This window comes from Stenotrophomonas sp. GL_101 (genome assembly GCF_057835675.1).
In genome coordinates this window covers 1,459,926-1,479,958 of record NZ_CM174432.1, presented here as the reverse complement: position 1 = coordinate 1,479,958, position 20,033 = coordinate 1,459,926, and the positions used below count along the sequence as shown (strand labels likewise).

The 20,033-nt window shown below is 67.0% G+C and carries 17 protein-coding genes; 16 read left to right on the top strand and 1 reads right to left on the bottom strand.

The annotated features are described in order from the left end of the window. The first annotated feature begins 1 nt into the window (after position 1). The 6 genes from AC3IR9_RS06605 (at position 2) to tsf (ending at position 6,561) form a co-directional block, all read left to right on the top strand. On the top strand, positions 2-2,353 hold the full coding sequence (locus AC3IR9_RS06605) for a fimbria/pilus outer membrane usher protein (protein ID WP_489294882.1): 2,352 nt from the start codon (positions 2-4) through the stop codon (positions 2,351-2,353). Then, on the top strand, positions 2,350-3,399 hold the full coding sequence (locus tag AC3IR9_RS06600; protein WP_489294881.1) for a Csu type fimbrial protein: 1,050 nt from the start codon (positions 2,350-2,352) through the stop codon (positions 3,397-3,399). Before AC3IR9_RS06605 ends, AC3IR9_RS06600 begins: the two co-directional genes overlap by 4 nt. Positions 3,400-3,475: 76 nt before the next feature. Then, entirely contained in the window at positions 3,476-3,757 is a 282-nt protein-coding gene (locus AC3IR9_RS06595) for a hypothetical protein (protein ID WP_489294880.1), read from the top strand. Then, positions 3,757-4,467, top strand: a complete 711-nt coding sequence (locus AC3IR9_RS06590) for a fimbrial biogenesis chaperone (RefSeq protein WP_489294879.1) — start codon at positions 3,757-3,759, stop codon at positions 4,465-4,467. Before AC3IR9_RS06595 ends, AC3IR9_RS06590 begins: the two co-directional genes overlap by 1 nt. A gap of 213 nt (positions 4,468-4,680) precedes the next feature. Then, positions 4,681-5,556: a 30S ribosomal protein S2 gene (gene rpsB, locus AC3IR9_RS06585; RefSeq protein WP_489294878.1), complete on the top strand. Its 876-nt coding sequence runs from the start codon at positions 4,681-4,683 to the stop codon at positions 5,554-5,556. A gap of 126 nt (positions 5,557-5,682) precedes the next feature. After that, a complete protein-coding gene (gene tsf, locus AC3IR9_RS06580) occupies positions 5,683-6,561 on the top strand; it encodes a translation elongation factor Ts (RefSeq protein WP_489294877.1) in 879 nt (292 codons plus the stop codon). A gap of 796 nt (positions 6,562-7,357) precedes the next feature. Here the strand turns inward: tsf and AC3IR9_RS06575 are convergent. Continuing rightward, positions 7,358-8,053 (bottom strand): AIM24 family protein, encoded by a 696-nt coding sequence (locus AC3IR9_RS06575; protein ID WP_489294876.1) that lies wholly within the window; start codon positions 8,051-8,053, stop codon positions 7,358-7,360. 279 nt (positions 8,054-8,332) lie between these two features. Between AC3IR9_RS06575 and AC3IR9_RS06570 the strand changes: the two genes are divergently transcribed. The 10 genes from AC3IR9_RS06570 to fabZ all read left to right on the top strand — a co-directional run bounded on the left by AC3IR9_RS06570 (position 8,333) and on the right by fabZ (position 20,020). Continuing rightward, the gene (locus tag AC3IR9_RS06570; protein WP_489294874.1) at positions 8,333-9,832 is read left to right on the top strand and encodes a GGDEF domain-containing protein; all 1,500 of its coding nucleotides are present in this window, start codon (positions 8,333-8,335) and stop codon (positions 9,830-9,832) included. 124 nt (positions 9,833-9,956) lie between these two features. Then, positions 9,957-10,685: a UMP kinase gene (gene pyrH / locus AC3IR9_RS06565; protein ID WP_489294873.1), complete on the top strand. Its 729-nt coding sequence runs from the start codon at positions 9,957-9,959 to the stop codon at positions 10,683-10,685. 266 nt (positions 10,686-10,951) lie between these two features. Further along, positions 10,952-11,509, top strand: a complete 558-nt coding sequence (frr, locus tag AC3IR9_RS06560; protein ID WP_489294872.1) for a ribosome recycling factor — start codon at positions 10,952-10,954, stop codon at positions 11,507-11,509. 5 nt (positions 11,510-11,514) lie between these two features. After that, positions 11,515-12,285 carry a polyprenyl diphosphate synthase gene (gene uppS, locus AC3IR9_RS06555; RefSeq protein WP_489294871.1) on the top strand — a complete coding sequence of 257 codons (771 nt, stop codon included), beginning with the start codon at positions 11,515-11,517 and terminating at the stop codon, positions 12,283-12,285. Next, entirely contained in the window at positions 12,282-13,106 is an 825-nt protein-coding gene (locus tag AC3IR9_RS06550; protein WP_489294870.1) for a phosphatidate cytidylyltransferase, read from the top strand. The genes uppS and AC3IR9_RS06550 overlap by 4 nt, the downstream gene beginning before the upstream one ends. 2 nt (positions 13,107-13,108) lie before the next feature. Beyond that, entirely contained in the window at positions 13,109-14,299 is a 1,191-nt protein-coding gene (gene dxr, locus AC3IR9_RS06545; protein WP_489294868.1) for a 1-deoxy-D-xylulose-5-phosphate reductoisomerase, read from the top strand. Between the two features lie 34 nt (positions 14,300-14,333). Further along, entirely contained in the window at positions 14,334-15,692 is a 1,359-nt protein-coding gene (gene rseP / locus AC3IR9_RS06540) for an RIP metalloprotease RseP (RefSeq protein ID WP_489294867.1), read from the top strand. Between the two features lie 73 nt (positions 15,693-15,765). Continuing rightward, positions 15,766-18,189 (top strand): outer membrane protein assembly factor BamA, encoded by a 2,424-nt coding sequence (gene bamA / locus AC3IR9_RS06535; RefSeq protein WP_489294866.1) that lies wholly within the window; start codon positions 15,766-15,768, stop codon positions 18,187-18,189. 353 nt (positions 18,190-18,542) lie between these two features. Then, entirely contained in the window at positions 18,543-19,565 is a 1,023-nt protein-coding gene (gene lpxD / locus AC3IR9_RS06530; protein WP_489294864.1) for a UDP-3-O-(3-hydroxymyristoyl)glucosamine N-acyltransferase, read from the top strand. Then, positions 19,562-20,020, top strand: coding sequence for a 3-hydroxyacyl-ACP dehydratase FabZ (gene fabZ / locus AC3IR9_RS06525; RefSeq protein WP_489294863.1), 459 nt, complete (start codon positions 19,562-19,564; stop codon positions 20,018-20,020). The genes lpxD and fabZ overlap by 4 nt, the downstream gene beginning before the upstream one ends. The last annotated feature ends 13 nt before the right edge of the window (positions 20,021-20,033 follow it).

The following is a 20,033-nucleotide window of genomic DNA, read 5'->3' as shown; positions in this document are numbered from 1 at the left end:
CATGCGCCTGCTGCTCAGCGCCAGCCTGCTGCCCTGGACAACCTGCGCGGCGGAGGGCGGCGTGGAAGCGGCGACCGCCTATGGGGAGGCCGCATTACCCCCGCCCACGCCACTGACCGCCGGGCAGACCCTGTACCTGGAGGTCACCCTCAACCGCGCCCCGCGCGGGCTGTTGCCGTTCACCCAGGAACAGGGCCGGTTGCTGGCCGCGCCGGCCACGCTGCGTCAACTGGGCTTTCCTGCCCGGGGCGAGGCACCGGTTGCGCTGGACCGGCTGGCCGGGGTGGTGCTGCGCTATGACGCCGCGCTGCAGACCCTGTCGCTGGACGTCCCGCTGGACCAGCTCGAGCTGCCGACCACCCGCCTCGAGCGCGCCGCCCAGACCGCGCCGACCGCGGCCGCGTCGCCCGGCGTGCTGCTCAACTACGACCTGTATGGCAGCCACAACGAAGGCGGGGGCAACCTCGCCCTGACCAGCGAAGTGCGCCTGTTCGGGCTCGGCCGTGGGGTGCTGGAAAACCGCACCCTGCAACGCACCTACCAGGACACCGGACACCAGTGGCGCGGCGACAGCGTACGCCTGGACAGCCGTTGGCAGCTCGATTTCCCCGACACGGCGATGACCCTGACGGTGGGCGATTTCTACAGCGGCTTCGTCGACTGGAGCCGGCCGGTGCGCATGGGGGGCATCCAGATCGGACGCAACTACGGCCTGCAACCTTACCGGTTGCTGACCCCGACCCCCACCTTCCTCGGCGAAGCGGTGGTGCCCTCCAACGTCGAGCTGTATGTCGATGGCCTGCGCCAGTACAACGGCCAGGTACCGGTCGGCCCGTTCCAGCTGGCCGCGCAGCCGGGCATCAGCGGCACCGGCAATGCCCAGGTGGTGATCACCGACGCGTTCGGGCGCATGCAGACGCTGGATTTCGCCTTTTATGGCACCCAGCAACTGCTTGCCCAGGGCCTGTCGGACTGGTCGCTGGGCGTGGGCCGGATGCGCCGCGACTACGGCATCCGCTCGTTCGCCTATGACGACCAGACCCTCGCCAGCGGCACCTGGCGCTACGGCGCCAGCGACCGCTTCACCGCCGAACTGCACGCCGAAGGCGGTGGCGGCGTGGCCAATGCCGGCGCCGGCGGCTGGTGGCTGCTGGGCGGTGCGGGGGTATTCAATGCCGCCTACGTGCACAGCCGTTTCCAGGGTCGCCAGGGCGGCCAGTACGCACTGGGTTACAGCTGGAACAACCGCCGCCTCAACGTCAACCTGTCCAGCCGCCGCAGCCATGGCGACTATCGCGACCTGGGCGCGCTGCAGGACAGCCTGCCCGCACGGATCAGCGAGCAGGCGACACTGGGGGTGAACCTGGACGCGCTGGGCGCGATCAGCGCCAGCTACCTGCGGCTGCGCTACCGCGAGGGCGACGACAACCGCTATGCCAGCCTGTTCTGGTCGCGCAGTTTCGCCCAGCACTGGTCGGCCTACCTGTCGGTCAACCAGAACCTGTCCGACAGCCAGGACCGCAGCCTTTACCTGTCGCTGTCGGCCAGCCTGGGCCGCAACCGCCAGGCCAGCGTGTCGGCGCAGCGCAATGGCGACACCACCGGCTACATCGCCGACCTGTCCCAACCGGTCCCGGGCGATGGCAGCCAGGGCGGCGTCGGTTGGCGGCTGCAGGCGCGCGGCGGCGACGATGGCGGCGGCGGACTGGGCGAAGTGGGCTGGCTCAACCGGGTGGGTCGCTACGCGCTGGGTTACTCGCGCCAGGGCGACAGCGACTACGGCTATGCCAGCGCCAGCGGCAGCCTGGTCTGGATGGGCGGGCACACGTTCGCCGCGCGCGAGGTCCCCGATGCCTTCGCGGTGGTCTCCACCGGCAGCTTCGGTGGCATCCCGGTGCGACTGGAGAACCGGCTGATCGGCACCACCGACCGCAACGGCATGCTGCTGGTGACGCCCTTGTTGTCCTGGCAGCGCAACCGCCTGTCGATCGACACCCTGGACCTGCCCGCCGACGTCCGCGCCGCCGAGGTCGACCGCTGGGTCACCCCCCGCCAAAGCGCGGGCATCGGCGTGGATTTCGGCCTGCGCCGCACCCGCGCGTTCACCGTGATCCTGCACGATGCCGATGACGCGCCGGTGCCGGCCGGCAGCCAGGTATCGCTGCCCGAGGGACGCACGGCCATCGTCGGCTACGACGGCGAAACCTACCTGGAAGACGTGGCAATGCCGGTCACCCTGCAGGTCACCACCGAACACGGCCGCTGCCGCGTCAGCGTGCCGGCCGCCCCCCTTGGCGGTGCACCCGCGCACCGGATCGGCCCGCTGCGCTGCGTGGCCGAGCCGGTCCGATGAGACGCGTCGCGGTGGCACTGCTGTTGGGTCTGCTGGCACTGCTCGGCAGCGGCAGCGCACGCGCGGACACCACCTGCACCATCACCACTGCCCCGGTGACGCTGGCGTTCGGCCCGATCACCAATGGCGCGGCCGGGGTCACCAACACCATGACCACCTTTACCCTCACCTGCAGCACCACCGCACTGAGCCTGCTGGCCACCGCCTCGGTGCGCGCCTGCCTGGGGATTGCCAGCGGCAGCGGCGGCGCCGCCATTGTTCCCACGCGCAGCATGACCAACGCCAACAGCGATGTGATGGCCTTCCAGCTGTACACCAACGCCACCCGCAGCACGGTGTGGGGACTCACTCCGGGCAGCACCCCTGCCCCGTTGTCGGTGACCCTCAATTACAACGTCCCGCTGATCGGCGGCAGCGGTGCGGCGACGGCCACCATCTACGGACAGGTGCCCGCCGCGCAGGTCCTCTCGGCCGGCAGCTTCAGCAGCGCCTTCAGCGGGGCGGCCGTGACCCTGCGCTATGCCTACAACGAAGTGCTGTTGGGCACGGCCACCCCGCCGGCGGCCTGCACCACCGCCGCAGGGGCCGGGGCGACCGGCAACAAATCGGCCACCGGCGGCTTCCCCTTCAACGCCACCGCCAACGTGCTGCCACAGTGCAGCACCTACGTCACCACCGACATGGACTTCGGCAGCAATGCCGGGGCGATCGCCAGCAACATCGACCGCACCTCCACCCTTGGCCTGACCTGCATCAACCGCACCGCCTACACCATCGGGCTCAACAACGGCCAGAACGTGCTCGGCACCACCACCCGACGCATGCGCCACACCACCAACCCGGCGTACTTCATCCCCTACGAGCTGTACCGCGACAGCGCCCGCTCGCTGCGCTGGGGCAACACGATCAACACCGACACCGTGGCCGGTACCGGCAATGGCGCGGCGCAGACGCTCACCGTCTATGGCCGCGCCCCGCCCACCAGTGGCAGCCTGCCGGCCGAGGGCACCTACAACGACCTGATCCAGGTGACCATCACCTACTGAAACGCCCCAGGCAGGGCCGCTCAAGCCTGGCGCGCACGTGCCGATACCGGCTCCATCCCCTGTCCTGTGATGTGCGATGACCCTGCGTCGGCCTCTTTTCACCCTGGCCTGCGGTGCTGCCCTGTGCGGGGCCGTCGCTGCACAGACCTCCGCGCGCCCGACGGGCAACCTGCGCATCGCCGTGCAGATCCTCGCCAACTGCCGCCCCGCCGCCCACCCCGCGCCCGGCAGCACCTCCTGCCTACCGGCCGAGCAACGCAGCGATGCTTCCCACCCGGTACCCCCGCAGGTGCAGGCCCTCACCCCGTCCGAGCCGGACGCCGAAAGCCGGCCCGACCGCGTGACGGTGACTTACTGATGTATCGCCGCGCCCTGCTGGCGCTGGCCCTGGCGCTGCCCGTACCCGGCGCGCACGGCCTGCAGCTCTCTGCCACCACGGTGCTCGTGCCGGCCCAGCGTGCCGACACCGAGCTGTGGCTGGACAACCCGGGCCCGGCCGCGTGGACCGGCCAGGCCCGGCTGTACCGCTGGGACCAGCAGGAACAGGAGGAACGCCTGCGCCCGGCCGAGGACGTGGCCCTGAGCCCGACCCAACTGGAGATTCCCGCCGGTCAACGCCAGCGACTGCGCGTGGTGCGCCTGTCGGCCCCGCCCGGGCAGGCGCAGCAGGCCTACCGGCTGGTGATCAGCCCCGACCCGGCCCTGCCTGCTGCAGCGCGCTACTCACTGCCGGTGTTCCTGCAACCGCTCGCCGCGCTCCCCGTGGCGGCTTCGCTGCAGGCCACGCTGCAGCCCGGGCCGGCCCCGCAGCTGCTGCTTTACAATGCCGGCGGTGGCCACGCCCACCTGGCCGACCTGGTGTTCATCGACCGCCACGGCCACCGGCACCGGCTGATCGACGGCCTGGCCGGGTATGTCCTGCCCGGCCAGCACCGCCGTTGGCCGCTGCCGGCCCGCGCCGACGGCTACGCCGGTGGCCAGTTCAGGGCCCGGCTCGACCACGCCGCCGAAGCCGCACTGGACCCGCCCGGCCCGCCAATTGCACCGGCAGCCACCCGCGGGCTATAATCGACTGGATCTCTGGCGCCCCGGCGCTGGGAAACCGTCAACACCGGACGTCACCGGTGAATCCACACCTGCCGCCCATATCCGTGCCGGGGTGCTCCGCAAGGAGTTCGGTCACGGAAGCGACAGGGAAGCCAAACCCCGGAACCTCCCGCCTCACGGCGGACCGCCCATCTATTACCCGTGGCGGCCGGTTCCCTATCAGGAGTTACTGCAATGCCCCAGGTCACCATGCGTCAGATGCTGGAAGCCGGCGTCCATTTCGGCCACCAGACCCGTTACTGGAACCCCAAGATGGGCCAGTACATCTTCGGCGCCCGCGGCAAGATCCACATCATCAACCTGGAAAAGACCGTTCCGCTCTTCAATGACGCGATGAACTTCATTTCCAGCGTTGCGCAGAAGCGCGGCACCATCCTGTTCCTGGGCACCAAGCGCAGCGCCCGCGAGTCGATCCGCGAAGAAGCCGAGCGTTGCGGCATGCCCTTCATGAACCAGCGTTGGCTGGGCGGCACCCTGACCAACTTCCGTACCGTGAAGCAGTCGGTTGCCCGTCTGAAGGAACTGGAAGCCGGTGAATCCGACGGCACCTTCGAGAAGCTGGTCAAGCACGAAGTGCTGGGCCTGCGTCGCGAGCGTGACAAGCTGGAAGCCTCGCTGGGCGGCATCAAGGACATGAACCGTCTGCCCGACGCGATCTTCGTCATCGATATCGGCCACGAAGACATCGCCATCAAGGAAGCCAAGAAGCTCGGCATCCCGGTGATCGCCGTGGTCGATACCAACTACAACCCGGAACTGGTCGACTACGCGATCCCGGGCAACGACGACGCCATCCGCGCTGTGCAGCTGTACGCCCGCGCTGCGGCCGACGCCGTGCTGGAAGGCAAGGCCGCTGCTCCGCATGCTGCCACCGTCCGTGAAGAAGAGTTCGCCGACGCTGCTGCCAGCGAAGAAGCCAAGCCGGCTCGCCGCGCCCCGGCCAAGAAGGCCGCTGCTGCCGACAAGGCTGTTGAAGCCCCGGCCGTTGAAGCCGCTGCCGACAAGGCCGTTGAAGCTGCCGCCGACAAGGCTGGCGAAGCCCAGGCCTGATCCAGGCCCATGGTGGGCGCCACGCGCCCACCGTTCCTGTCCGCTGCCGACGGCGCGACGACAGGACACTGTCACACGGGCCGGCCACCATGCCGGCCCAATCCCTTTCTTTCGTGAGGAAATCCCGTGGAAATCACTGCTTCCCTGGTCAAGGAACTGCGCGAGCGCACTGGCGCCGGCATGATGGAGTGCAAAAAGGCACTCGTCGAAAATGGCGGCAACATCGACGCCTCGGCCGAATGGCTGCGCAAGTCCGGCCTGGCCAAGGCCGACAAGAAGGCTGACCGCGTGGCTGCCGAAGGCATCATCGTGGCGGCGCAGGACGGCAACAAGGCCGTGCTGGTCGAAGTCAACTCGGAAACCGACTTCGTGGCCAAGGACAACAACTTCCTGGACTTCACCAAGGCCGTCGGCGCTACCGCGCTGAGCTCGGGCGCTGCCGACATCGACGCGCTGAAGGCGGCCAAGCTGCCGACCGGCGAGACCATCGAGGAATCCCGCGCCGCAGTCATCGCCAAGGTCGGTGAGAAGCTCGACGTGCGTCGCATCGTGCGCCTGGAGTCGACCAACAACGTCGCTTCCTACGTGCACGGCGGCCGCATCGGCGTGCTGCTGGAACTGGCCGGCGGCGACGCCGAGCTGGCCCGTGGCCTGGCCATGCACGTGGCTGCGATGAACCCGCCGCACAACAAGGCCGCCGATGTGCCGGCCGAGTTCGTTGCGAAGGAAAAGGAAATCGAGCTGGCCAAGATGACCGACAAGGACAAGTCCAAGCCGGCCGACATCCTGGAAAAGATCATCAGCGGCAAGATCGCCAAGATCGTCAACGAAGTCACGCTGTACGGCCAGCCGTACGTGCTGGACACCAACCAGTCGGTCGAGCAGGTCCTGAAGGCCGCCGGCGCCGACGTGGTCGGCTTCAAGCGCCTGGCCGTTGGCGAAGGCATCGAGAAGGTGGTGGAAGACTACGCCGCCGAAGTGATGAAGCAGGCCGGTCTGGCCTGATGATTCCCACGGGCGTTTCGGCGCTGGTGCGATAACGAAAAAACCCGGCTTCGGTCGGGTTTTTTTGTGGGTGGTTGTTTTTTTTCGAAGCGTAAAGCGCAGAGCTCAGAGCGCAAAGCTGGCTTATTTGCTGTTTGCGTTTCCGTGCGGGCTGGCAGACTTACCCCCTGCCGGGACACGCCGTGAACCCATCCCTGGGGGCTCGTGGGCGCCATCCATGGCGCCCAACGGTCCCGGCAGGGGGTAAGCCTGCCAGCCCCGACGTTGTGTCGCCAACGGATGGATGGGAAGCAGCGGGGCTGTGCTTTTGCCGTTGATTGGGGCTTGGTCGGTTGGTCGATTGGTCGGTGCTACTAGTTGGATTTGATGGTTTGGATGGTTTGGATGGTTTGGATGGTTTTTGATTTGGGTGGGATATTGGGTGGGATATTGGGTGGTTCGGAGCAGCCGACCAACGGTCGGCTCTACCCCCCCCCATCTCTCAATGAATCCCCCCCCAATTCACTCACCTACCCACCCGCCGGCCACCAACCAACAGCACACCGTCAGCCCCCCGGCCACCGGCTACCGCCTTCCCAACCGCACCCGCACTCTGTCGGGGGTTGGTGCGGGTGGGTTGGCGGGACCGTTGGGCGCCATGGATGGCGCCCACGAGCCTCCAGGGATGGATTCACGGCGTGTCCCGCCAACCCACCCGCACCGACCCAGCCAGCAGCACCGCAGCGCTGATGTTGATGTTGATGTTGATGTTGAAGTTGCACTCAGCCGCGCGCCAGCGCAAAAAACACCCCCACCCTTACCCCTTGGCCTGGAAGGAAACTTCCTCGTACGGCTGCACCACCACCCAGCCCTCGCCGGCGAACCGCATCTGCAGGCTCTCGCCCGACCCGCGCCCCACCAACGTGCCCAGCGAAATGTCCGCCACGATCTCCGGCGTCAACGACCCCGACCAGGCCACCGTCGCATTCGGATCGGTGAACACCGGACCGCCCTGTGCCGTCACCGGCAACGTCATCGGCTCGTAATGCGAGGTCATCGCCACGATCCCGTGACCACTCAACTTGATGTTGAACAGCCCGCCCGACAGCATCCCCGCCACCTTTTTCATCATCGTGATCTTGGACTCGATGCCGGTCTCGAATGCCAGCACATCATTGCCATTGACGAAAATCGACTCGCCCGCCAACCGCAACAGCGTTACCTGCTTGCCCGCATCGGCCAGATACACCCGGCCCTGGCCCTCGACCTTCATCAACTGAAGCCCCTCGCCCGTCACCATCTTCTTCAGCAACGTCCCCAGCCCCTGCTCCAGGATGCCCTGCCGCGTGAACTTGACGCCGCCCTTGCGCGCCACCATCGACCCCGCCTTGGCCCACACCCGCCCATCCACCCGAACCTCCAGCAGGTGCGGGCTTTCCAGCTCGAACGCCTCGGCGCTGACATCCTTCTCGCGCGTGGTGGACAGAAACTCCTGCAGCGACTTCACAGCCATGTTCGCGCTTCCTTGTAGGTGGATCGCAAATGGTAGCCCCACCGGCCTGCCTGCGGACGCCGCCGCCCATCGGCCACCACCCCGCCCTCCCGCTATGCCCGTGGATGTGGTACCAAAGGCGCAGCAACCACGCGCGTCGTCATCTGCCCACTGGTTTTGCCCCGCATGGCGCGTCAGTACGGCGGCGCCCACGCCAGGCTCGGTAACGACGCAAGAATCAATGATCAAATCTGTGACGCACTCCATGTATTCTTGCCACAACACACCAATAGCCCCGCCATGCCTCCCGAGCTGACAGCCGCCCTGGCGCTCTGCCGCAACCTGCCCTCGCCGCCCGGTATTGCCCTGCGCATCATCGAACTGGCCCAGGACCCGGAAGCGGACATCACCACCGCCGCCGACATCATCGCCATCGACATGGCACTGAGCGCGCGCATGCTGCGCATCGCCAATTCCTCGCTGTACGCCAGCCGACGGCGCATCGAGAACCTCGGCCAGGCACTGACCATGCTCGGCCTCAACGCCACCGTCAGCCTCGCCTTGGGCTTCACCGTCACCCAGGGCCTGACCGCCTCCGGCGACGGCCAGGACCTGCGTGAGCGGGCCTGGCGGCGCAGCATCCTCAGTGCCCTTGCCGCCAGCCTGCTGGGCCAGGCCCGCGGCCTGCGCAAGGCCGAAGAACTGATGCTCGCCGGCCTGCTCCAGGATCTCGGCGTGCTCGTCCTGGCCCAGGCCCAGCCCGACAGCTACCTGCCCCTGCTGCGCCAGGCCACCGACAACGACGCTCTGGTGGCTCTCGAACGCGAGCACCTGCAGTGCAGCCATGCCGAGGTGGGGGCCTGGATGGCCGAGCAGTGGGACCTGCCGCGCTACCTGGTGGACAGCATCGCCCGCAGCGAGACCCCCGCCGCCACCGAAGACAACTTCCAGGCCTGCGTGGCCCTGTCCGGCGCCGTTGCCGATATCTGGCTGACTCCCGACGCCGATGCCGCCCGCGAACACGCCCTCCAGCTGGTCAATGAAAAACTGCAGCTGGACAGCGCCCAGTTCGACCAGGTCCTGGCCCGCATCAGCGACGTATTGCCCGACATCAGCGCCCTGTTTGAAACCACCCTGTTCTCGCCCTCGCGCGTGCAGCAGCTGATCGACCACGCCCAGGAACTGGCCACGCTGCGCAACCTGCGCGAAATGCAGGATGCCGCCCTGGCCCGCCAGCGTGCCGACGAATTTGAGGCCCGCGCCAACCGTCTTGCCGAACAAGCCCACCGCGACGCCCTCACCGGCGTCCTCAACCGCCGCCAGCTCGAGGCGGTGCTCGAACAGGAGTTCCTGCGCGCCACCCGGCATGGCTGGCCGCTCTCGGTCGCCTTCATCGACCTGGACGACTTCAAGAAAATCAACGATGCCCACGGCCACCTCATGGGCGACCAGGTGCTGCGCGCCTTCGCCGGAAAACTGCAGGAACAGCTGCGCACCAGCGATACCGTGGCCCGTTTCGGCGGCGAGGAATTCATCGCCCTGCTGCCCAATACCACCGAACCGGTCGCCCTTGAAGTCGTCCGTCGGGTGCTGGCCAACATCGTCACCACGCCCATGGCCGAAGTGGCCGATGGCCATTTGTTCGTCACCTTCTCCGCTGGCGTGGCCACCCAGGGCGGCTACGAGCGTTTCGCCGATGTTCAGGACTTGCTGAAGGCCGCCGACGACGTGCTTTACCGCTCCAAGAACCTGGGCCGCAACCGCGTCATCGCTCGCTCTCCGGGTACCACTCCGGCCTGAGCGGCGGGTGCGGCGATGACCGGGCGAGCGGCGGGTTCGCACGCGGCAACGCCACAAAATAAATCTGCCCCGCGCGCCGGCTTCCAGTAGAATTCCCGCGTTTTCCACGTATCCAGAGGTCACCATGTCCAGTCTTGCCTATCGCCGCATCCTGCTGAAAGTTTCCGGGGAGGCGCTGATGGGAGACGAGGACTACGGCATCGACCCCAAGGTCATCAACCGCCTGGCCCGTGAAGTGATCGAGGCCCAGCAGGCCGGTGCGGAAGTGGCGCTGGTGATCGGCGGCGGCAACATCTTCCGTGGCGCCGGCCTGGCCGCTGGCGGCATGGACCGGGTCACCGGCGACCAGATGGGCATGCTGGCCACGGTCATCAACGCCCTGGCCATGCAGGACGCGCTGGAGAAGCTCGGCGCCAAGGCGCGCGTGATGAGCGCGATCAAAATAAACGACGTGTGCGAGGACTACATCCGCCGCCGCGCCATCCGCCACCTTGAAAAAGGCCGCCTGGTGATTTTCGCCGCCGGCGTCGGCAGCCCGTTCTTCACCACCGATTCGGGCGCCGCGCTGCGTGCGATCGAAATCGGCGCGGACCTGCTGCTCAAGGCCACCAAGGTCGACGGCGTCTACGACAAGGACCCGAACAAGTACGACGACGCGGTCCGCTTCGACAGCCTGACCTACGACGAAGTCATCCGCCGTGGCCTGGAAGTGATGGACACCGCCGCCTTCGCGCTGGCGCGCGACAGCGACCTGCCGCTGCGCGTGTTCGACATGGGCCAGCCGGGCGAACTGCTGAAGATCCTGCACGGCAGCAATATCGGCACCCTGGTCCGCGGCCGCGACGCCAGCTGATCGGCCGGCTCCCCCGGACGACCAACGGTCGTCCGCTACCCGGTTGGTGACGACCAACGGTCGTCCACTACCCGGCTGGTGACGACCCACGGTTGTCCTGCCCGGTAGGTGACGACCGTTGGTCGTCACGCTCCATGTCCTCACGCCCCCGCCCACCCACGCCGGTGCATTCCATGGACGACCGCGGCTCGTCACGCGCGCCGGGGTCGATTCACCCGATTTCGCCTATAATCGTCCGATTACCAGTTACATCCAGGATTCGGGCGATGCTCAACGAAATCAAGCAGGACGCGCAGACGCGCATGGCCAAGAGCATCGACGCTCTGAAGCACACCCTGACCTCCATCCGCACCGGCCGGGCCTCGCCGGCGCTGCTGGACCGGATCACCGTCAAGGCCTACGGCAGCGACACCCCCCTGAACCAGGTCGCCTCGATCAGCGTTTCCGAGGGCCACTCGCTGGTCATCACGCTGTTTGACAAGGGCATGATCAAGGACGTCGAGAAGGCGATCTACGCCTCCGACCTTGGCCTGACCCCGAACGTCGCCGGCACCGTGATCCGCCTGAACCTGCCGCCGCCGACCGAAGAGCGCCGCAAGGAACTGGGCAAGCAGGTGCAGAAGGAAGGCGAAGGCGCCAAGATCGCCGTCCGCAACATCCGCCAGGATGCCAACAAGGCCATCGCCACCCTGATCAAGGACAAGGCGATCAGCGAAGACGACAAGAAGCGCGGCGAAGACGACATCCAGAAGCTGACCGACAAGTCGATCAAGGACGTGGACAGTGTCGTGGCCGAGAAAGAAAAGGAACTGATGTCGGTCTGAGCCCCATGACCCAGGCCCCATCCTCCCGCATGCCTGCACCGGTGCCGCGCCACGTTGCCATCATCATGGATGGCAACGGGCGTTGGGCGCAGAAACGACGCCGCCCGCGCCTGATCGGCCACCGCGCAGGTGCGCGTGCGGTCAACCGCACCATCGATTTCTGCCTCGAACGCGGCATCGCCGCGCTGACGCTGTTCGCCTTCTCCAGCGAAAACTGGGGCCGGCCGAGCGACGAAGTCGATGCGCTGATGAAGCTGTTCCTCAATGCACTCGACCGTGAAGTGGACGAGCTGCACCGGCGTGGCGTGCGCGTGCGTTTCATCGGCGAACGCGAGCGTTTCGGCGCCGGGCTGGTCAGCCGCATGCAGCTGGCCGAGCAGCGCACCGCCGACAACCGCGCCATGACCCTGAACATCGCCGCCAGCTACGGCGGCCGCCAGGACATCGCCCGCGCCGCGCGCGAACTGGCCGCCGAAGTGGCCGCCGGCCGCCTGCTTCCCGAGCAGATCGACGAAGCCATGCTGTCCAGCCGCGTCGCCCTGGCCGACCTGCCACCGCCGGACCTGTTCATCCGCACCGGTGGCGACACCCGCATCAGCAATTTCCTGCTGTGGCAGCTGGCCTATACCGAACTGTGGTTCACCGACGTACTGTGGCCCGAGTTCGACGCCACCGTCCTGCAGCAGGCGCTCGACGCCTACGCCGCCCGTGAACGCCGCTTCGGCCTGACCAGCGCCCAGATCGCCGCCCTGGCCACCGAGACGTCCACCCCATGACCAAAACCCGAGTCATCGCCGCGCTGATCATGGCGCCGGTCGCCATCGCGGCCATCCTGCTGCTGGAGACGCAGTGGCTGGCCGCCGCCGCCGCCGCCGTGTTCCTGATCGGCCTGTGGGAATGGCTGAAACTGGCCGACGTCGAGGACACCCTCGCCCGCACCGTGCTGCTGGTGTTGAACCTGGTGCTGATGGTGCTGATCGTGTGGGCCGACGCCGGTACCCTGGTGCTGTACCAGATCGCCGCGCTGGTCGGCATCGGCTGGTGGCTGCTGGCCCTGCTGTGGCTGCGCTTCTTCACCTTCGGGGCCAGCCCGAGCCGCCCGGCGCGTACCCTGAAGCTGCTGGCTGGCAGCCTGGCGATCGTCCCGGCTTGGGCCTCGCTGGTGCTCATCCATGCCAGCGGCGACAACGGCCACCTGTGGCTGCTGACCGCGTTGGCCGTGGTGTGGGCCGCCGATTCGGGCGCCTATTTCGCCGGCCGTACCTTTGGCCGCACCAAGCTGGCGCCGCGCATCAGCCCCAACAAGACCTGGGAAGGCCTGGCCGGCGGCATGCTGGCGGGCCTGGCGGTTGCGCTGGGCTTTGGCTACATCGCCGGCATCGACAACGCCCACGTCATTGGCCTGGTCGTCACCGCCGTGGTCACCGTGTTCGCCTCGGTGCTGGGTGACCTGTACGAGAGCCTGATCAAGCGCCATGCCGGCGCCAAGGATTCGGGCCACATCATCCCCGGCCACGGCGGCGTGCTGGATCGCATCGACGGCGTCCTCGCCGCCCTGCCCGTGTTCGCGCTGGGCAAGGAAATTTTCGGATTCTGAACATGGATAGTGCTTCCGCCCCTTGCCGGGTCGCCGTCTTCGGCGCCACCGGCTCGATCGGTGCCTCCGCGCTGGATGTGATCGCGCGCCACCCCGATCGCTACCAGGTCAGCGTGCTGGCTGCCGGGCGCCAGGTGCAGGCGCTGGTCGCGCTGTGCGCCGTGCACCGGCCGGCGCATGCGGTCATCGCCGAGGAGGCGCTGTTTGGCGACCTGCGCGACGGCCTGCGCGACGCCGGCCTGTCCACCCAGGCCCATGCCGGCGCGGCCGCGCTGGACCAGCTGGCCGCCAGCGAGCATTGCCAGACCCTGGTGGCGGCAATCGTCGGCGCTGCCGGGCTGTCCTCGACACTGGCCGCTGCCACGGCCGGCAAGCGCATCCTGCTGGCCAACAAGGAATCGCTGGTGCTGGCCGGCGAACTGCTGATGCGCGAGGCGGCCAACGGCGGCGCCGAGATCATCCCCATCGACAGCGAACACAGCGCCATCTTCCAGTGCCTGCGCTCGCGCGATGCCAGCCTGGACGGCGCCGGCGTGCGCCGGATCCTGCTGACCGCCTCCGGCGGCCCGTTCCGTGGCCGCAGCCGTGCGCAGCTGGCGCAGGTCACCCCGGCCCAGGCCGTGGCCCACCCGAAATGGTCGATGGGGCCGAAGATCTCGGTCGATTCGGCGACGTTGATGAACAAAGGCCTGGAAGTCATCGAGGCCCACCACCTGTTCGGCGTGCCCGGCGCGCACATCGAGGTACTGGTGCACCCGCAGAGCCTGGTGCATTCCCTGGTCGAATTCGTCGACGGCTCCACCCTGGCGCAGATGGGCCTGCCGGACATGCGCACCACCCTGGCCGTCGGCCTGGGCTGGCCGCAACGGATCGAGTCGGGGGTGGCCGGGCTGGACCTGCTGAGCCAGGGCCGGCTGGATTTCGAGGCCCCCGACAACGATGCCTTCCCCTGCCTGGGCCTGGCCTGGCAGGCCATGGCCGCCGGCGGCACCGCCCCGGCGATCCTCAATGCGGCCAATGAAATCGCTGTTTCAGCATTTCTTCAGGGGCGGGTCGCTTTCCTAGCCATTCCAGCGCTGGTTGCTAACGCTCTGTCAACACTGTCTGCGGACTCCGCCGATACACTGGAGGTCCTGCTGGCTGCCGACCAGCGCGCCCGCCAGCTCACCCAAGCCGCCATCGACGACGCCTGAATGCCTGTCCCGCCTTTCTCCAGCGACCTCCACCATGGGTGAATTCATCGGCTCTGTCTGGTGGATGATCGTCAGCCTTGGCGTGCTGGTGACGTTCCATGAATTCGGCCATTACTGGGTAGCCCGCCGCTGTGGGGTGAAGGTGCTGCGCTTCTCGGTCGGCTTCGGCCGCCCGCTGTGGATGCGCCGCAACCGCGACGGCACCGAGTTCGCCATTGCCGCGATCCCGCTCGGCGGCTACGTGAAGATGCTCGATGAACGCGAGGTCGAGGTGCGCCCGGCCGAGCGCACCCTGGCCTTCAACAACAAGACCGTCTGGCAGCGCATCGCGATCGTCGCCGCTGGGCCGGCCGCCAACCTGCTGCTGTGCATCGCCCTGTTGTGGGCCATGTTCGTGCTGGGCAAGCAGGATTATTCCTCGACCATCGGCCGCACCACCGGCATGGCGCAGGCCGCCGGGCTGCAGGCCGGCGACCGCGTGGTCAGCGTGGATTCCCGCAACGTCGCCACTGCCGGCCAGGCCAGCATGGCCCTGACCACCGCGGCAATGGACCGCCACGACGCGCGGCTGGACGTGCTCGATGCCCAGGACCGCCCGCAGACCCGCGTACTGCCGCTGTCGCAGTTGCCCAGCGGCTTCGATGAACGCCGCGTGCCGATCCTGGCCGGGCTGACCTGGCAGTTCTGGGTGCAGCCGGCGCTGGTCGAAAAGGTCGCTCCCGACACCGCAGCCCAAGGCGTTCTGATGCCCGGCGACCTGATCGTGGCCGTGGACGGCCAGCGTATCGACGGCGCCGATCAGGTGTACACGCAGGTCCAGGTGCTGGGCAGGCGCGGCGGGGTGGGCATGATCGAAGTGCTGCGCGGCGGCGAGCGCCTGGCCCTGGAAATCACCCCACGGCAGGGCAAGGATGGCCAGGGCCAGCCCATCTGGCAGGTCGGCATCGGCTTCTCCGAGACCAACGCCCCGGCCTATGATGCCCAGCTCAAGTACGGCCCGCTGGCGGCACTGCCGGCGGCGCTGCGCGAAACCGGGCAGATGGCAGGCGATTCACTGGGCATGATGCGCCGCATCGTGACCGGCAACGCCTCGCTGCAGAACATCTCCGGACCGGTCACCATTGCCCGGGTGGCCAATGTCTCGGCCCAGCGTGGGCTGGATTGGTTCCTGTATTTCCTGGCCCTGCTGTCGCTGAGCCTGTGCATCATCAACCTGTTGCCCATCCCCATCTTGGACGGCGGGCACCTGCTGTATTACCTTATCGAGTTGGTCAAGGGCAGCCCGCTGAGCGAGCGTGCCATGGCTGCCGGCCAGTTCGTTGGTCTGGCGCTGTTGGCCGGGCTGATGGGTTTGGCGTTCTACAACGACATCCTCGGCCTGGCCACGCGATGAACTTTTTCCCTTTTGTCGTCGTCTTATGCGCCGGCATCCTGCAACATTGCATTCGACTCCAACCGGACGTGACATGACGCGACTCCCCAATCGCCGCCTGCTGGCCCTTGCACTCGCCGCCGGTTTCGGCGCGCCCGCCCTGGCCCAGGCTGCCGAGCCCTTCACCGTCAGCGACATCCGTGTCGATGGTCTGCAGCGCATCACCTCCGGCACCGTATTCACCTACCTGCCGGTGGAACGCGGCGAAACCCTGACCGACAACAAGGTCGGCGAGAGCATCCGTGCGCTGTACAAGACCGGCTTCTTTGAAGACGTGCAGCTGGACCGCCAGGGCAACATCCTGGTGGTCACGGTCAAGGAGCGTCCGGCGATCAACAAGTTGACCGTCACCGGCAACAAGGACATCAAGAGCGACCAGCTGCTCAAGGGCCTGAGCGACATCGGCCTGACCGAAGGCGGCACCTTCGACCGCCTGAGCCTGGACCGGGTCACCCAGGAACTTCGCCGCCAGTACAACGACCGTGGCAAATACAACGTCGAGATCACCCCGACGGTGAGCCCGCTGGACCGCAACCGCGTGGACATCACCATCGCGATCAAGGAAGGCAAGGCCGCCAAGATCCAGCACGTCAACCTGGTCGGCACCGACAAGTTCGCCTCCGAAGACATCCTGGAGACCTGGGAATCCAAGGAGCACAACTGGGCCTCGTGGTATCGCCGCGATGACCAGTACTCCAAGGAAAAGCTGTCCGGCGACCTGGAAAAGCTGAACGCCTGGTACCTGGACCGTGGCTACGTGGACTTCAGCATCGATTCCACCCAGGTCTCGATCAGCCCCGACAAGCGCGACATGTTCGTCACGGCCGGGGTGACCGAAGGCGAGCAGTACAAGATCTCCGACATCAAGGTCACCGGCGACACCATCCTCCCGCAGGAAGATGTCGAGCGCATGGTGATCCAGAAGTCCGGCGACACGTTCTCGCGCGCGCTGCTGGAATTCAGCTCGGATGCGATCACCAACTCGCTGTCCAACATCGGCTACGCCTTCGCCAAGGTCAACCCGATCCCGACCAGCAACCGTGCCGACCGCACCGTGGCGATCAACATGCAGGTTGTCCCGGGCCCGCGCGTGCAGGTGCGTCGCATCACCTTCCGCGGCAATACCCGGACCTCCGACGAAGTGCTGCGTCGTGAAATGCGCCAGTTCGAAAACAGCTGGTACTCCCAGGCCGCGATCGACCGTTCCAAGATCCGCCTGCAGCGCCTGGGCTATTTTGAATCGGTCGAGGTGGAGACCCCGGCGGTCACCGGCAGCAACGACCAGGTCGACGTGGTCTACAACGTCAAGGAAACCACCTCGGGCAGCTTCGTGTTCGGCCTGGGCTATTCGCAGTCCTACGGCATGACCACCTCGGTGCAGCTGTCGCAGAACAACTTCCTCGGCGGCGGCAACCGCGTGTCGGTCGAAGCCTCGCGCAGCAGCTACCTGCAGCGTTACGGCTTCAGCTACACCAACCCGTATTTCACCGACGGCGGCGTGTCGCTGGGCTACAACCTGTCCTGGCGCGAGCTGGATTACTCCGACTTCAATACCGCGCAGTACAACAGCACCAACCGCTCCGCGCAGGTGGTGCTGGGCGTGCCGATCACCGAAAACGACACCGTTTCGCTGATGGTGGGCATCGACAGCAACCAGATCAATACCTACCAGGGCTCAACCCCGCAGTCGATCATCGATTACATCGATGCCATCGGCAGCAAGACCTTCCACTCCTGGCGCACCGAGCTGGGCTGGGCCCGCGACACCCGTAACGATTACTTCATGCCCACCCGCGGTACCTACCAGCGTGTCGGCCTGGAAACCACCCTGCCGGGCTCAACCATCGAGTACTACAAGCTGAACTATCAGTTCTCCAAGTACTGGCCGATCCTGCCGTCGCTGGTCATCAATACCCGCGCGGAAATCGGCTACGGCGACAGCTACGGCAAGGACATCACCCGCGACCTCTGCTACACCGCACCGACCGCGGCCAATCCGAATCCGACCCAGACGGTGAACTGCAACTCCGCCTCGGCTGACTACGTCAAGACCGTCACCGCGACGGGCCTGCCGTTCTACGAGAACTTCTACGCCGGCGGCACCAACTCGGTGCGCGGCTTTGAAGACAACACCCTGGGCCCGCGTTCGGAGCAGAACGCCAGCTACTACAACGGCCAGCCGCTGGGTGGTTCGCTGAAGACCGTCGGCTCGATCGAAGCCTACTTCCCGCGCCTGTTCGACAGCCCGTCGGCCCGCATCTCGGCCTTCGTCGATTTCGGCAACGTCTACAACGGCACCAAGAACTTCAAGGCCAACGAACTCCGCGTCTCCACCGGTGTGGCCCTGCTGTGGCGCGCCCCGGTCGGCCCGATCTCGATCAGCTATGCGTTCCCGCTGAAGAAAGAAGACGGCGACGAAGTCGAGCGCCTGCAATTTACCTTCGGTGGTCAGTTCTGACCACCGAAGGTAACCCAAGGTTTGCCTGGCAAACCTTGGGCCCCGCACGGCTTCCTATCCCCCGCGCCGTTGGCGCGCCCCCCTTAACAGAAGGGGGGCTCTCCACCAGACGCACTACGAGACGCCGGGCTTTGCCCGGCGTTTTCGTTTGTGCGCCGTGGTAGGTACCGACCGTTGGTCGGTACGCTCTTGCCCAGCCCACCCTCCACCTTCCGTGCCGACCAACGGTCGGCACCTCCCTGGCCGCGTCTGCACCTCCCTGGCCGCGCATGCGACCCACTGTCTGGGCAGAGGCGGACAGCCCGACCCCTCCCCTGCATGACCGAACCGGCGCCACACGGTAAACTCGCGCCGTGAATACTCCTACCTATACCGCCCAGCAACTCGCCGAGCAGTTCGGCCTGCAGGTCCATGGTGACGGCAGCACCGCCATCCATGGCGTGGCCACGCTTGCCCATGCCGGCCCCGGCCAGCTCACCTTCCTGGCCAACCCGCGCTACCGCGGCCTGCTGGCCGACAGCCAGGCCGGCATCGTCGTACTGCGCGCCGAGGATGCCGAGGCCGCCCCCGGCGCGGCGCTGATCGCCAAGGCCCCCTACACCACCTTCGCCAAGATCGGCGCGCTGTTCGACATCGCGCCCACGCGGCCGCCGGGCATCCACCCCAGTGCCGTGATCGATCCCAGCGCCCAGGTCGCCGCCAGCGCCCACATCGGCCCGTTCGTCAGCATCGGCGCCGGCAGCAGCGTCGGTGAGAACTGCATCATCGGCACCGGCAGCATCATCGGCGAGAACTGCCACCTGGGCGCCGGCTGCGAGCTGATCGCCCGGGTCACCCTGGTCACCCGGGTCACGCTGGGCAAGCGCGTGCGCATCCACCCCGGCGCCGTGCTCGGCGCGGACGGCTTCGGCCTGGCCATGGATGCCGGCAAGTGGATCAAGGTGCCCCAGCTGGGCGGCGTGCGCATCGGCGACGACTGCGAAATCGGCGCCAACACCTGCGTTGACCGCGGCGCGCTGGAAGACACCATCCTCGACGAGGACGTCCGCCTGGACAACCTCGTGCAGATCGCCCACAACGTCCAGATCGGCGCCCACTCGGCCATCGCCGGCTGCACCGGCATCGCCGGCAGCGCCAAGATCGGCCGCTACTGCCTGCTGGGCGGGCACGTCGGCGTGGTCGGCCATCTCGAGATCTGCGACAAGGTCGTCATCACCGGTAAATCGGTGGTGCGCAATTCCATCCATGAGCCGGGTGAGTATTCCTCCGGCACCCCCCTGACCGACAACCGCACGTGGCGCAAGAACGCCGCGCGCTTCAAGCAGCTGGACGCATTGGCACGCCGCGTCCTGGCCGCTGGCAAGGAGAAAGAATGAACGACACCCTGCAGCTCCCGATCGACATCACCCAGATCCAGGAGTTGATCCCCCACCGCTACCCGTTCCTGCTGGTGGACAAGGTCGTCGAACTCGACGTCGAGGCCAAGCGCATCCTGTGCCAGAAGAACGTCAGCTACAACGAACCGTACTTCCAGGGCCATTTCCCCGGCCGTCCGATCATGCCCGGCGTGCTGATCATCGAAGCGCTGGCCCAGGCCGGTGGCGTGATGACCCAGCTCACGCTCGGCCGCGATGCCCAGTCCAAGCTGTTCTACATGGTCAAGGTCGAGAACGCCCGCTTCAACAAGCAGGTCATCCCCGGCGACGTACTGATGCTGGACGTGCAGATGAAGCGCCTGATCCGCAACATGGGCTGGTACTACGGCGAAGCCAGGGTCAACGGCGAAATCGTGGCCAGCGCGGAAGTCATGTGCGCCGGCGCCAAGGGCTGAGCCACCACGGAGG